This is a genomic window from Variovorax rhizosphaerae (assembly GCF_037889975.1).
Classification (GTDB): Bacteria; Pseudomonadota; Gammaproteobacteria; order Burkholderiales; family Burkholderiaceae_C; genus Variovorax; species Variovorax rhizosphaerae.
Genome location: NZ_JBBKZT010000004.1, coordinates 435,482 through 448,432, shown reverse-complemented (window position 1 = coordinate 448,432; position 12,951 = coordinate 435,482). Strand labels below are relative to the sequence as shown.

13 protein-coding genes are annotated in these 12,951 nt (G+C 65.3%); 4 read left to right on the top strand and 9 right to left on the bottom strand.

Annotation, left to right across the window (positions count from 1 at the left end):
* Positions 1-11: 11 nt before the first annotated feature.
* From WKW82_RS11290 to WKW82_RS11270, 5 genes are all read right to left on the bottom strand, one after another.
* Complete coding sequence (locus WKW82_RS11290) at positions 12-2,306, bottom strand: methyl-accepting chemotaxis protein (protein WP_422823460.1); 2,295 nt, start codon at positions 2,304-2,306, stop codon at positions 12-14.
* Positions 2,307-2,454: 148 nt separating this feature from the next.
* On the bottom strand, positions 2,455-2,991 hold the full coding sequence (locus tag WKW82_RS11285) for a chemotaxis protein CheW (protein WP_340342378.1): 537 nt from the start codon (positions 2,989-2,991) through the stop codon (positions 2,455-2,457).
* A gap of 95 nt (positions 2,992-3,086) precedes the next feature.
* Entirely contained in the window at positions 3,087-3,452 is a 366-nt protein-coding gene (locus tag WKW82_RS11280; RefSeq protein ID WP_340342377.1) for a response regulator, read from the bottom strand.
* Positions 3,452-3,850, bottom strand: a complete 399-nt coding sequence (locus WKW82_RS11275; protein ID WP_340342376.1) for a response regulator — start codon at positions 3,848-3,850, stop codon at positions 3,452-3,454. The genes WKW82_RS11280 and WKW82_RS11275 overlap by 1 nt, the downstream gene beginning before the upstream one ends.
* An 84-nt stretch (positions 3,851-3,934) precedes the next feature.
* Positions 3,935-4,105, bottom strand: coding sequence for a rubredoxin (locus tag WKW82_RS11270; RefSeq protein WP_340335923.1), 171 nt, complete (start codon positions 4,103-4,105; stop codon positions 3,935-3,937).
* A gap of 111 nt (positions 4,106-4,216) precedes the next feature.
* On the opposite strand from WKW82_RS11270, the gene thiD reads away from it, so the two are divergent.
* Both thiD and hemL read left to right on the top strand, forming a co-directional pair.
* Complete coding sequence (gene thiD, locus WKW82_RS11265) at positions 4,217-5,188, top strand: bifunctional hydroxymethylpyrimidine kinase/phosphomethylpyrimidine kinase (RefSeq protein ID WP_340342375.1); 972 nt, start codon at positions 4,217-4,219, stop codon at positions 5,186-5,188.
* A gap of 301 nt (positions 5,189-5,489) precedes the next feature.
* Entirely contained in the window at positions 5,490-6,779 is a 1,290-nt protein-coding gene (hemL, locus tag WKW82_RS11260) for a glutamate-1-semialdehyde 2,1-aminomutase (protein WP_340342374.1), read from the top strand.
* Between the two features lie 244 nt (positions 6,780-7,023).
* Here the strand turns inward: hemL and purH are convergent, their stop codons facing one another.
* Genes purH through dusB form a run of 3 tightly spaced genes read right to left on the bottom strand, consistent with a single transcriptional unit; the run spans position 7,024 to position 9,960 of the window.
* Positions 7,024-8,631: a bifunctional phosphoribosylaminoimidazolecarboxamide formyltransferase/IMP cyclohydrolase gene (purH, locus tag WKW82_RS11255; RefSeq protein ID WP_340342373.1), complete on the bottom strand. Its 1,608-nt coding sequence runs from the start codon at positions 8,629-8,631 to the stop codon at positions 7,024-7,026.
* 17 nt (positions 8,632-8,648) lie between these two features.
* Positions 8,649-8,885, bottom strand: coding sequence for a Fis family transcriptional regulator (locus WKW82_RS11250; protein ID WP_340342372.1), 237 nt, complete (start codon positions 8,883-8,885; stop codon positions 8,649-8,651).
* 22 nt (positions 8,886-8,907) lie between these two features.
* Positions 8,908-9,960, bottom strand: coding sequence for a tRNA dihydrouridine synthase DusB (gene dusB / locus WKW82_RS11245; RefSeq protein ID WP_340342371.1), 1,053 nt, complete (start codon positions 9,958-9,960; stop codon positions 8,908-8,910).
* Between the two features lie 179 nt (positions 9,961-10,139).
* Between dusB and WKW82_RS11240 the strand changes: the two genes are divergently transcribed.
* Positions 10,140-10,610, top strand: coding sequence for a YqaA family protein (locus WKW82_RS11240; protein ID WP_340342370.1), 471 nt, complete (start codon positions 10,140-10,142; stop codon positions 10,608-10,610).
* Positions 10,611-10,729: 119 nt separating this feature from the next.
* Here the strand turns inward: WKW82_RS11240 and WKW82_RS11235 are convergent, their stop codons facing one another.
* On the bottom strand, positions 10,730-11,404 hold the full coding sequence (locus WKW82_RS11235) for a glutathione S-transferase (RefSeq protein ID WP_340342369.1): 675 nt from the start codon (positions 11,402-11,404) through the stop codon (positions 10,730-10,732).
* Between the two features lie 128 nt (positions 11,405-11,532).
* On the opposite strand from WKW82_RS11235, the gene WKW82_RS11230 reads away from it, so the two are divergent.
* On the top strand, positions 11,533-12,906 hold the full coding sequence (locus WKW82_RS11230) for an MFS transporter (RefSeq protein WP_340342368.1): 1,374 nt from the start codon (positions 11,533-11,535) through the stop codon (positions 12,904-12,906).
* Positions 12,907-12,951: the final 45 nt, after the last annotated feature.

The following is a 12,951-nucleotide window of genomic DNA, read 5'->3' as shown; positions in this document are numbered from 1 at the left end:
CAGGCAGTGAATCAGACAATCTTGAAACGGGCCACCGATTGGCGCAACTCTTCGGCCATGTGCGACAACTCCCGCACCTGGGCGGCCGTGGTCCGCGTGCCTTCACCGGTCTGTTCCGTCACCGCAAAGATGTGCTGGATGTTGGCGGCCACGAGGTTGGCCGAATCGGCTTCGCGGGCGGCGGACTGCGAAATCTGCTCGATGAGTTCGGCTAGGCGGCGCGACACGCGGTCGATCTCCGACAGCGCGGTGCCCGCGTTGTCCGACAGCTTGGCCCCCTCGACCACACCGTGCGTCGACCGCTCCATGGCGCCAACGGCATCCTGCGTGTCGGTCTGGATCGCCTTCACCAGCGCCGCGATCTGGCGCGTGGCGTCTGCGGAACGTTCAGCCAGTCGCTGCACTTCCTCCGCCACCACCGAGAAGCCGCGGCCGGCCTCTCCCGCGGACGCAGCCTGGATGGCGGCGTTCAGCGCCAGCACGTTGGTCTGGTCGGTGATGTCCGAGATCAGCTCGGTGATTTCACCGATCTCCTGCGAGGATTCGCCCAGGCGCTTGATGCGCTTGGAGGTTTCCTGGATCTGGTCGCGAATCGAGTTCATGCCGCCAATGGCGTTCTGCACGGCCCGCAGGCCCGAGGATGCGGCCTTCAGCGACTGACGCGCCACCGTGGCCGACTCCTGCGCCTGCGAGGAAACCTCATTGATGCGTGCCGCCATCGTCAGCACCGACTGGCCGGTTTCGCGGATCTCGCGCAGCTGTTCGGTCGACGCCGCCAGCAGTTCGGTCGAGGTGCTGTCCACCTGCGAGGTGGTGGCCGCCACGCGGGATGCCGTGTTCTGCACGTTGCCTACCAGCAGGCGCAGTTCTTCCACCGTGTAGTTCACCGAGTCGGCAATGGCGCCGGTGATGTCTTCCGTCACCGTGGCCACCTGCGTCAGGTCGCCTTCGGCCACGGTCTGCAGTTCATTCATCAGGCGCAAGATGGCGGCCTGGTTGGCGGTGTTCACGCGGCTGGCCTCTTCGCGCTGCATGTCGGCAGAAAGGCGCTCCTGCTCGGCAATGGCAGCGCGTTCGCGGCCTTCGCGTACCTGCACGAAACCGATCGCGCCAGCGAGTGCCAGTGCGGCGATCGACAACACCAGCAGCACCAGGATGGTGCCGGCGCCCAGGCCGGTGCGAGCCGACAGCTTGTCCTGCAGGTTGCCGAGTTGGGCCCGCAGCGGTTCACTGTCGGCCAGGATGGTCGTCTGCGCTTCGCGTGCGCTCACCAGGCCTTGCTGGTTGCCAAGGATGGCACCGGCCTGGGCGCGCGTCTGCTCGAAGGTCTTGAGGATCTTCTCCAGTTGCACCCGGGTCTGCGTGTCCCGCGCAGGCGGCAGGCGCTGTTGCGGATTGCCGTCGAGCAGGCCCCTGGTCACTTCCTGGAAGGTGCCGAGGTCCTTGCCGAGCAGGGACACGGCGGCCGGACTCACGCCTTCGACCGTCAGGAATTCGTTGGCCGACTTGCCGATGCGCTGCGTCAGCATCACGAGTTGGCCCGCGGCCGAGATCTCGGGAATGGTGGCGTTCTGCTGCACCTTCAGCGACGCCACCGTCTCGGCCATTTCCAACAGGTCGGACGACTGGCGGTTGATGCCGCGCAGCGCGGTGCCGACCTGCGTCAGGACTTTCTGCTGCGACAGCACCGCCTTGGCGCTCGCATCGGCACGCTGCACCAGCGGCATGATCTTGGCGAACTCCTCGTCGTACTGGCTGCCGACGCGCTCCAGCTTGAGCAATTCATCCCCGTGAGCCAGGCCCTGCACGCGGCGCGACAGGTCGTCGGCGCTGTCCTTCACCTCGGCAAAGGCCGGCACGCTGCCCACCATGGCCTGCGACACCGACTTGGCCAGGCGCTGCGACTGCATCAGCGACTGGCCCGTGGCCGCCACCTGTTGCGCCAGCCGCTCGGCGCGAAGAATCGAGGAACCTGCCACCAGCAACAGCACCAGCACCACGCCGGCCAGCGCCGCCGCCAGGATGCGCTGCTGGCGCGCCGAACCGGAACGCGGCGGTTCGCCTGCCGGGGCGCCAGCGCGGGCCGCAGCCGCGGCGACAGCCACCGGCGCAACCGCGGGCTCCTGCGCCACCGAAGGCTTCACCGCCGGCACCTGCACCTGCGCCTGCAAGGGCTCCATCGTCGGCTCGACAGGCGCGGATTCGTCGGCCACCGGCGCGTCATTGGCGGCCAAAACAGGCTCGCCCGCCGCGTGCGCGATCGAAGCCGAGGAATCGCGTGGCACTTGCACGGTCTTTTCCTCCATCGGCGCTGCGGCCTCGATCCCGTCGAGTCCCGGCGCATCATCGGCGCGCACGGCCCCGCTGTCGCCGTGGGCGGGCATGAGTTTCTTGAACTTATCGGCGATGGAGCTCACTGTCATTCCTCGTGTGATTTCAGTTCCTGGCCCGCCGTCAGGCAGCGCCGATGCCCAGGAATTCGGGTTGCTGCGAAAGCGCTTGCAGGTTGACTTCCTGCCACCGGACGCCCTCGGCATCGAAGTACGCATGGCCCATCCAGCCCAGCGCTTCCGCATCCGGGGCTGTGGCATCGGTGAAGGCTTCGACGCCGCGAAGCCCGATCAGTCGATCGACCTGCAACGCGCAATTGACTTCCAGCAATTCGTTGAGCGCCACCAGGCGCGACTGCGCGCCGGGCGCTTCCGTCACGGCCACCGCACTGCGCCCGCCGGTGGCAAAGGTGGACCACTGCACCACACCATAGAGCCCGCCGCGCAGGTTGGCCACGCCCAGGAACCACGGCTGGGTGTAGGGCACCGGCGCTGGATGTGTCCAAGGGAATATTTCGCCCGCATGCCCGAGCGGGAAGAGGTATCGGGCATCGCCCGCCTCGACGGCCAGCCACGAGGCCGACACACCGGTACTGCGCGCCGCCTGCAGGCGACCCGCGAGGCGGGACTGGAATGCGCGGAGGGATTCGCGATTGGCCATGACTCAGCCTCGGGCCCGCGCCGGGCCGCCCCAAGCAGGTCCGCGCCCCTTCGGAGGGCAACAAGGACACGCAGTGCCGGGCGAGCGGGTCATCTTCATGCCAGCGCGCTGATCTTGGACATCAGTTCGGCCGCCACCACCGGCTTGACGATGTAATCCTTCGCACCCTGGCGCATGCCCCACAGGCGATCGGTCTCCTGGTTCTTGCTGGTGCACAGGATGATCGGCAGGTTCTCGTACTTCGGGTTGCGTGCGAGCGTTCGCGTCAATTGGAAACCATTCTGGCCAGGCATCACCACGTCCATCAGGATCAGGTCCGGACGCTCTTCCTCCAGGCGGCGCATGGCGTCGTCGGCGTTCTGCGCCGTCTTCACGGCATAGCCGTTCTTCTGCAACATGTCGGAGAGGAACATCAGCTCCGTCTTCGAGTCGTCAATCACCAGAACCTTGCGGATGGCCATCAGGACGCTTCCGTCTGAACAATACCGAACCGCTGCACGGCTTGCAGCAACTGGTCCTTGGTGAACGGCTTGGTGAGGTAGTCCTGCGAGCCAACCATGCGGCCGCGCGCCTTGTCGAACACACCGTCCTTCGAAGACAGCATGACGACCGGTACGGAAGAGAACCGGGCGTTGCGCTTGATGATGGCGCAGGTCTGGTAGCCGTCCAGGCGCGGCATCAGGATGTCGCAGAAGATCAGGTGCGGCTTGTGATCGTTGACCTTGGAGAGTGCATCGAAGCCGTCTTCTGCGAGCAGGACCTCATGTCCACCCTGCTTGAGGAAGATCTCGGCACTGCGCCGAATCGTGTTGCTGTCATCAATCACCAGCACTTTGTAACCGGATGCGTGGGTGCTCATGGCGCAAGCTCCTCATTGAGAGACTTCGGTCAATACCGCGCCGGCACGTTCGACGCATCATGCAGCGCAGCCCTGTGCCATGCTTCAGATTTCTACCATTTCAAAGTCTTCCTTGCGGGCGCCACACTCCGGGCATGTCCAATTCATCGGGACGTCCGCCCAGGCTGTTCCAGCCGCAATACCATCCTCCGGCACCCCTGTCGCTTCGTCGTAGATCCACCCGCAAATCAGGCACATCCAGGTTTTCGTATTCATCGCAGCTTAAAGTCCCTGTTCATAGAATGCAACGATTGTATCTAGACGTTTCACAGGTCCCTGTGATGACCGTCCTACTTGTGCCACCATCACGGTGACTCACCACGGCGCATGAAAACTTACCTCTTACCTTCAAAAGCCGCGAGTGATCCGGCTGATCTTACCGGGGCCTCCGACGACGAAAACCTGGAGACGCAAGAGGACCTCAATCCCCCCTGCGTGCTGGTCTTCAATGCCAGCGATCCCAGCGGTGCCGGCGGACTCGCGGGCGATGCGCTGGCCATGGCTTCGGTCGGTGCGCACATGCTGCCGGTGGTCACCGGCGCCTACGCGCGCGACACCGCGGAAATCTTCGACCACTTCCCTTTCGACGAAGAGGCCGTGGCCGAACAGGCCCGCGCCATTCTTGAAGATGTGGAGGTGCGCCTCATCAAGGTCGGCTTCGTCGGCACCCCCGAGAACCTCAGCACGATTGCGGAAACGGCCAGCGACTATCCCGATCTGCCCCTGGTGGCCTACATGCCCAACCTTTCATGGTGGGAAGAAAACCAGATCGAGCCCTATCACGATGCCTTCCGTGACTTGCTGCTGCCGCAGACCACGGTGCTCGTCGGCAACCACAGCACGCTGTGGCGCTGGCTGCTCCCCGACTGGACCGGTGACCGCAGCCCCACGGCACGCGACATTGCCCGGGCGGCTGGCGAACACGGCGTGCCCTACACGCTCGTGACCGGCATCGTACTGCCCGACCAGTTTTTCGACAACGTGCTGGCTTCGCCGCAAGCCGTGCTGGCCAATGAGAAATACGAAAGACTCGAGGCCGTGTTCTCTGGCGCGGGCGACACCTTGTCGGCCGCGCTCGCCGCGCTGCTCGCGAGCGGCACCGACCTGACCGCCGCGACCGCGGAGGCGCTGAGCTACATGGACCGCTGCCTCGATGCGGGCTTCCGCCCCGGAATGGGCCACGTGCTGCCGGACCGGCTGTTCTGGGCGCAGACCGAGGAAGATGAAGACGACGATGGCGACGCGAGTCCGGCCGATCCGGCGGACTTTGCATTGCCGCCGCACGAGACGCGACATTAGATTCGCCCCCCCGAATGCGCCTGCGGCGCCGGGACGGGCTCCAGAGGCGGCTGGTCTTGCGGGCCGTCCAAGCCTGCACAGGCAGCCGCGCCCCTCAGCCCCTATAGAGGGCGCACCTGGCGGCCCGGCAAAGGTTCTATGGTTTCTGTCCAGCACCCGGGCTGAATCGATGAGCCTCAAAGGGCTTCTCAGAGCGCCAGACTGCAAAGGCAATGCGCAACAGTACGCGCCAGGATCACCAATGCCTCCGCTGCGTGCCGCTATGCCAACAAGGCCGCCGTCACCTGTGAGAATCACCGCCATGACCGACCGCAACGACATTCTTTTCGAGCGCGCCCGCGCCGTGATTCCTGGTGGCGTGAATTCGCCGGTGCGCGCCTTCAAGGCCGTGGGCGGCACGCCGCGCTTCATCCAGCGCGCGCAAGGCGCGTACTTCTGGGACGCCAACGACAAGCGCTACATCGACTACATCGGCTCCTGGGGTCCGATGATCCTGGGCCATGGACATCCGGCCGTGGTCGAGGCGGTGCAGAAGGCGGTGCTCGAAGGCTTCTCGTATGGCGCGCCGACGGAGCGCGAGATCGAACTGGCCGAGGCCATCCTCGCGCTGGTGCCCTCGATGGAGATGGTCCGGCTCGTGAGTTCCGGCACCGAGGCCGCCATGAGCGCGCTGCGCCTGGCCCGCGGCGCCACCGGCCGCAAGTACATCATCAAGTTCGAAGGTTGCTACCACGGCCATGCGGACGCACTGCTGGTCAAGGCCGGCTCCGGCCTCGCGACTTTTGGCAACCCGACCTCCGCCGGCGTGCCGCCGGAAGTGGTGCAGCACACGCTGGTCCTCGAATACAACAACCTCGCACAACTGGAAGAAGCCTTCGCGTTGCACGGCCACGAGCTGGCCTGCCTGATGATCGAGGCCATCGCCGGCAACATGAACTTCGTGCGCGCGACGCCCGAGTTCGCGAAGCGCTGCCGCGAGCTGTGCACGCAGCATGGCGCACTGCTGGTGTTCGACGAGGTCATGACGGGATTCCGGGTCGGCCTGCATGGCGCCCAAGGCGTGCTCGGCATCACGCCAGATCTCACGGTCCTCGGCAAGGTCATCGGCGGCGGCATGCCGCTCGCGGCCTTCGGCGGACCGCGCGCCATCATGGAACAGCTCGCCCCGCTTGGCCCTGTCTACCAGGCCGGCACGCTTTCGGGCAACCCGGTGGCCACGGCTTGCGGACTCGCAACGCTCAAGGAAATCGCCAAGCCCGGCTTCTATGAAGCACTGGCCGCGAAGACGCAATCATTGGTCTCAGGCCTGAAGTCCGCCGCCGCAGCCGAAGGCGTGCCCTTCAGCGCCGACAGCGAAGGCGGCATGTTCGGCTTCTTCCTGTTCGACCAACTGCCACAGAACTACGCCACGGTGATGACCACCGACAACAAGAAGTTCAACACCCTCTTCCACGGCCTGCTCGACCGCGGCGTCTACATCGCGCCCGCGTTGTACGAGGCCGGCTTTGTGAGCGCTGCGCACAGCGAACAAGACATCGCTGCGACCATCGAAGCCGCAGGCGAGATCTTCAAGGCGCTCGCGAGACAGTAGCCACAACAGCCACGCCCGCTCCGCCGCATGGTGTTCCCCTAGCGCCAGCGGTGGGCGTGCAAACTTCGCCGAGCGGCGTAGCGAGCGGATGCAGGGCAAGGCGAACGCAGCGCAGGGACCGGAACGTACTTCAGTAAGTGAGGATCCCGAGCAGCGGCTCAACGCCGCCATGCATTCGCGCAGTAGCCGAGCGGCGAAGTTTTCAACGCCGCCTTGCGTGCGCGCAATAGCCGAGCGGCGAAGTTCAGTGACGGAAGTGGCGGATGCCTGATAGCACCATCACGACGCCGCGCTCGTCCGCCGCATCGATCACTTCCTGATCACGCATCGACCCCCCGGGCTGAATGACTGACGATGCGCCCGCGTCCACCACCACATCCAGGCCATCGCGGAACGGGAAGAAGGCGTCGCTCGCCACCGCCGTGCCGTGAAGCGACAGGCCCGCATGCCCGGCCTTGATGCTCGCGATACGCGCCGAGTCGAGCCGGCTCATCTGGCCCGCGCCCACGCCCATCGTCATGCCGCCTGCGCAGAAAACGATCGCGTTGCTCTTCACGTACTTGGCGACCTTCCAGGCGAACAGCAGGTCCTGCAGTTGCTCGGCCGTCGGCTGCTTCTTGCTGACGACCTTGAGTTCGCTTTCGAGCAGCACGCGGTTGTCCGCCGTCTGCATCAACAGGCCCGAGCCGATGCGCTTCACATCCACCGCATTGCGCCCGTTGTCCCAATCGGTCGCGCCGCCCGGCGGCAATGCAATCGCCAGGATGCGCACATTCAACTTGGCCTTGGTCGCCTTGAACACTTCCAGCGCTTCAGGCGTGTAGCCCGGCGCCATCAGTACTTCGACGAACTGCTTGTTGATTTCCTGCGCCGCCGCGACATCGACCGTGCGGTTGAACGCGATGATGCCGCCGAAGGCCGAGGTCGGATCGGTCTTGAAGGCCTTCGAATAGGCTTCGAGCGCATTCGCACCGATGGCTACGCCACACGGATTCGCATGCTTCACGATCACGCAGGCCGGCACGTCGAAGCTCTTGACGCATTCCCAGGCCGCATCCGCATCGGCGATGTTGTTGTAGCTGAGTTCCTTGCCTTGCAACTGTTGCGCGCTGACCAGCGATCCCGGCGCGGGATACAGGTCGCGATAGAACGCGGCTTGCTGGTGCGGGTTCTCGCCGTAGCGCAGGTCCTGCAGCTTGATGAAGCGGCCGTTGCTCTGCGCAGGGAACAGCGAGCGCTTGGGCGCGGGCTGCCCCACGCTGGCGTCGAAGTCGATGCCCGAGAGGTAGTCGCTGATGGCTCCGTCGTAGTCGGCGATGCGATTGAACGCGGCCACCGACAGCGCGAATTTGGTCTTGTCGCTGAGCTTGCCGTCGGCCTTCAGTTCAGCCAGCGCGCCCGCGTACTGCGAGGCGTCGGTGAGCACACCAACGTCCTTCCAGTTCTTGGCCGCGCTACGCACCATGGCCGGGCCGCCGATGTCGATGTTCTCGATCGCGTCTTCCAGCGTGCAGCCGGCCTTGGCCACGGTCGCCTCGAAGGGATAGAGGTTCACCACCAGCAGGTCGATGGTGTCGATGCCGTGTTCCTTGATCGCGGCCACATGCGCCGGCAAGTCGCGGCGTGCGAGCAGGCCACCATGGATCTTGGGATGCAGCGTCTTCACGCGGCCATCGAGCATTTCCGGAAAGCCGGTGTGGTCGGCTACCTCGGTGACCGGCAGGCCGGCATCGGCCAGCAGCTTGGCAGTGCCACCGGTGGAGAGGAGCTTGATGCCGAGTGCGTCGAGCGCTTGCGCGAATTCGAGAATGCCGGTCTTGTCGGAAACGGAAAGCAGTGCGGTCAGTGCCATGAATCAGGTGTTGGTTGTTATTTGATGAGCTTGTGCTCGACAAGCTTTTTTCGCAGCGTGTTGCGGTTGAGGCCCAGCCATTGCGCGGCGCGGGACTGGTTGCCTTCGGCGCGCGTCATCACCACGTCGAGCAACGGTTTCTCCACGACCTGCACGATCATGTCGTACACGCCGTCGGGCTCGGTGCCGCGCAAATCGCGAAAGTAGCTCTCCAGACTGCTGCGCACGCAGTCCTCTATTTGTTTCTTGCTCATGTCGGGTTTCTCTTCTTCTCTCTCATCCGGCGGCAGTGGCCGCCTCCTCATCCAGGGGTAGGTCTTCGCCTGCGTCCCGGACTGGCATGCGGTCGGTGTGGACCGCAAGCGCATCGAAAAAATCCGCAACCGCGCGCAGTTGAAGCGCGCAGTCGTCGAGGGTGTTCATGTGCGCACGGAAGGCTTCGCCCCCCGGCAACGCGCGCACATACCAGCCAATGTGCTTGCGCGCGGTTCGTACGCCGCTGAACTCGCCGTAGAGCGCGTAGTGCGCCTGCAGGTGCTCGAGCATCAGTCGCCGCACTTCCGCAACGAGCGGTGGCGCGAGGTCCGTGCCCGTGGCCAGGTAGTGCGCGATCTCGCGAAAGATCCATGGGCGCCCTTGCGCAGCCCGTCCGACCATCACCGCATCCGCGCCAGTGAGTGCCAACACATCGCGCGCCTTTCGCGGTGATGTGATGTCGCCGTTGGCCACCACGGGCACACGCACCGCGGCCTTGACCGCGGCGATGGTGTCGTACTCGGCCTGGCCCTTGTAGCCTTGCTCGCGCGTGCGCCCATGAACGGTCAGCATCTGCACGCCGGCAGATTCGAAATCGCGTGCCAGCTTGACCGCATTGCGATGGTCCATGCTCCAGCCGGTGCGCATCTTCAGCGTCACGGGCACGCCATGCGGCGCCGCCGCATCGACCACGGCCTGCACGATCGCCAGCGCCAGCGGCTCGTCGCGCATCAACGCGGAGCCGGCCCACTTGTTGCAGACCTTCTTGGCGGGACATCCCATATTGATGTCGATGATCTGCGCGCCGCGATCGATGTTGTAGGCGGTGGCCTCCGCCATCATGGCCGCATCGGTGCCAGCGATCTGCACTGCGATAGGGCCAGGCTCGCCGTCATGGTTGGAACGGCGCGAGGTCTTCAGCGTGTTCCACAGTTCCTTGCGCGACGTCACCATCTCACTCACCGCATAGCCCGCGCCCAGCTCGCGGCACAGCATGCGAAAAGGCCGGTCGGTCACGCCGGCCATGGGCGCGACGAACAGACGGTTATCCAGCGCGATGTTGCCGATCTGCATGGTGGAGGGAAAGGGGAAGCGAGCGAGGCTGCTGAAAAATGAGGCACGATTGTACCGGCGCAGAATTTCAGGGACTGAAACAGAATGCGCCGAAAGGGACTTCCCACATTCGCTTGACACGCGCATCTCGCGTTTTCCCACACGCCATTCTTCAGCCACGTTCCTATACTCCAGCGCACATGCAAGCATGGTTCGACTCCCTCCTGACGCTTCTCGCGCTTCCACAGTACGGCCTGTCGACGCTGTTTTTTGTTGCGTTCGTTTCTGCAACGTTGATTCCTCTGGGCTCGGAGCCGGCATTGTTCGGCTTGCTCCAGCTCAGCCCCGACATGTTCTGGCCGGCGATCTTCGTGGCCACCGCTGGCAACACGCTGGGCGGTGCGGTTGATTGGTGGATGGGCTACGGCGCGCACGAGATTGCAGATAAGTACTCACACTCGAAGCACCACATGCGCGTACTGACCTGGCTCGAGAAGCTGGGCCCGAAGGCTTGCCTGCTCGCATGGCTGCCGCTGGTCGGCGATCCGCTCTGCGCGGTGGCAGGTTGGCTGAAGCTTTCGTTCTGGCCCTGCGTGTTCTACATGGCCATCGGCAAGTTCGCACGCTACCTGACGATGACGGTCGCGCTCTTGTATATCTGGCCGAGCTGAAGCTGAAGGAGTGAAGCCTTCTACTGCACACGCCGATCCCAGGCCTGCGGTCCTCAGTGCACGAGAGAGCGCTCAGCGCACGCAATGCCAAGGGCGCAGCGTCGGTGCATCCTCTCGCCTCAACTCAACAGGCCATAAGGCCCGCCACGCTCCAACGCACGCTGGTAGGCCGGCCGCGCATGAATGCGCTCCAGGAACGCCATCAACTTCGGCCGCGATGCATCCAGCCCGCCACGCACTTGCGCGGCTTCGACCGGAAAGCTCATCTGGATGTCCGCACCCGTCAACGCATCGCCTGCAAACCATTCGCTCTTGCCCAGCTCGCCTTCCATGAAATCGAGCTGCGACGCGATGTTCGGCAGGATGAACCGGCTCCTCGCCTTGTCGGCAATGCCCTTCGCGATGGGCTTGGCGAAGAAGGGCATGTCACTGCTCTCGATCTTGTCGAAGATCAATTTCATCAGCAGCGGCGGCATGGCCGAGCCTTCGGCAAAGTGCAGCCAGTAACGGTAGCGCACCGCCTCCGCAGAACCTGACGCCGGCGCGAGTCGGCCCTGGCCGAAGCGCTCGATGATGGTCTCGATGATTGCGCCGGACTCGGCCAGCACCAAGCCATCGTCCGTGGTCACTACCGGCGACTTGCCCAGAGGATGAACCTTGCGCAACTCGGGCGGCGCAAGCATCGTCTTCGCGTCGCGCTGGTAGTGCACGATCTCGTACGGAAGGCCGAGTTCCTCAAGCAGCCAGAGGACGCGCTGCGAGCGCGAATTGTTGAGGTGGTGGACGGTGAGCATGGATGAGGGCCGGAAGGAACGGCGCAGTCTATGCCAGCGTGCCGACAACCGCACGCCGACACAAAGGGCGGCGCGCCGCTACCATCGATCGAACACGCGGCATTCCGGTCGCACCAGCCAGCGACCTCATGGACCGCCCGTCGACTCACTACAACGCATCGACCGATGCACTCACGCCACGCGGCCGCCGCGCCGTGGCCGCGATCCTGGTGGCGGTGCTGCTGGCTACGCTCGACACGGCCATCGCCAACACCGCCCTGCCCGCGATCGCGGCCGACCTGCTGGCGGCGCCGGCCGCATCGGTCTGGGTCATCAACGCCTACCAGCTCGCGATGGTCGCGACCATCCTGCCTCTTGCCGCGCTGGGCGACATCGTCGGGCACCGGCGCATCTACATCGGCGGGCTTGCGCTCTTCACGCTCGCATCGCTGGCCTGCGCGCTGGCCACCACGCTGCCCACGCTTGCGGCGGCGCGTGCGTTGCAAGGCCTGGGCGCAAGCGGAATCATGAGCGTGAATGCCGCGCTGCTGCGTTTCATCTATCCGCCGCACCGGCTTGGCCGCGGCGTGGGACTCAATGCGCTGGTGGTGGGCATCGGGTTCGCGGTCGGGCCGAGCGTGGCCTCGCTGGTGCTGAGCGTCGCGCCCTGGCCTTGGCTGTTCGGCATCAACCTGCCGCTGGGACTCGTGGCGCTGGCGATCGCCTTGCCTTCGCTGCCGGCCTCGCCGCGTGGCACGCACGGCTTCGACAAGCTCGCAGCCGCCTACAACGTGGTCGCGTTCACTGCGCTGATCCTGGCTTTGGGCTCGGCGGCGCAGCGCGAACCGATGGCCTGGTGGCTGAGCGCACTCGCCGTGGCGCTGGTGTTCGGTGTGCTGCTGGTGCGCCGCGAACATGGACGGCCGTCGCCGATCCTGCCGGTCGACCTGTTCCGGCGTCCGGCCTTCGCGCTGTCGTCGATCACCGCGGTCTGCACCTTTGCCGCGCAGGGGCTGGCCTTCGTCTCGCTGCCGTTCTACTTCGAAGGCGTGCTGCATCGCAACCAGGTCGACACGGGCTTCCTGATGTCGCCGTGGTCGCTGGTGGTCGCATTCGCCGCGCCGGTGGCAGGCCGTCTGGCCGACCACTATCCGCCGGGGATGCTCGGCGGTATCGGATTGGTGGTGCTGAGCGCGGGCATGGCATCGCTGGCGCTGCTACCGTCCGACCCCAGCGTGCTCGACATCGCGATCCGTATGGCGATTTGCGGCGCGGGCTTCGGCTTTTTCCAGGCGCCCAACCTGCGCGCCCTCATGTCGGCCGCGCCGCCTGAGCGTGCCGGCGGTGCGAGCGGCACCATCGCCACCTCGCGCTTGCTGGGCCAGGCGACGGGCGCTGCATTGACCGCGCTGTGCTTCAGCTTGGCGGGCGTGCACGGCGCGACGAATGCGCTGTGGCTGGGCGCGGCCTTCGCGGCTGTGGCGAGCGTGACCAGCGGGCTGCGGCTGGTCGTCGCCAAATAGGATGAGCGGCCCAGTATGGCCGTGGTCGCTCAGGGAGGAAGGTGT

Bases quoted from the DNA above. Each gene is read 5' to 3' on its own strand.
- WKW82_RS11290 (WP_422823460.1), bottom strand. From the start codon at position 2,306: ATGGAGGAAAAGACCGTGCAAGTGCCACGCGATTCCTCGGCTTCGATC.
- WKW82_RS11285 (WP_340342378.1), bottom strand. From the start codon at position 2,991: ATGGCCAATCGCGAATCCCTCCGCGCATTCCAGTCCCGCCTCGCGGGT.
- WKW82_RS11270 (WP_340335923.1), bottom strand. From the start codon at position 4,105: ATGAATACGAAAACCTGGATGTGCCTGATTTGCGGGTGGATCTACGAC.
- hemL (WP_340342374.1), top strand. From the start codon at position 5,490: ATGACCGACCGCAACGACATTCTTTTCGAGCGCGCCCGCGCCGTGATT.
- WKW82_RS11230 (WP_340342368.1), top strand. From the start codon at position 11,533: ATGGACCGCCCGTCGACTCACTACAACGCATCGACCGATGCACTCACG.
- WKW82_RS11280 (WP_340342377.1), bottom strand. From the start codon at position 3,452: ATGGCCATCCGCAAGGTTCTGGTGATTGACGACTCGAAGACGGAGCTG.
- thiD (WP_340342375.1), top strand. From the start codon at position 4,217: ATGAAAACTTACCTCTTACCTTCAAAAGCCGCGAGTGATCCGGCTGAT.
- WKW82_RS11275 (WP_340342376.1), bottom strand. From the start codon at position 3,850: ATGAGCACCCACGCATCCGGTTACAAAGTGCTGGTGATTGATGACAGC.
- WKW82_RS11250 (WP_340342372.1), bottom strand. From the start codon at position 8,885: ATGAGCAAGAAACAAATAGAGGACTGCGTGCGCAGCAGTCTGGAGAGC.
- WKW82_RS11240 (WP_340342370.1), top strand. From the start codon at position 10,140: ATGCAAGCATGGTTCGACTCCCTCCTGACGCTTCTCGCGCTTCCACAG.
- purH (WP_340342373.1), bottom strand. From the start codon at position 8,631: ATGGCACTGACCGCACTGCTTTCCGTTTCCGACAAGACCGGCATTCTC.
- WKW82_RS11235 (WP_340342369.1), bottom strand. From the start codon at position 11,404: ATGCTCACCGTCCACCACCTCAACAATTCGCGCTCGCAGCGCGTCCTC.
- dusB (WP_340342371.1), bottom strand. From the start codon at position 9,960: ATGCAGATCGGCAACATCGCGCTGGATAACCGTCTGTTCGTCGCGCCC.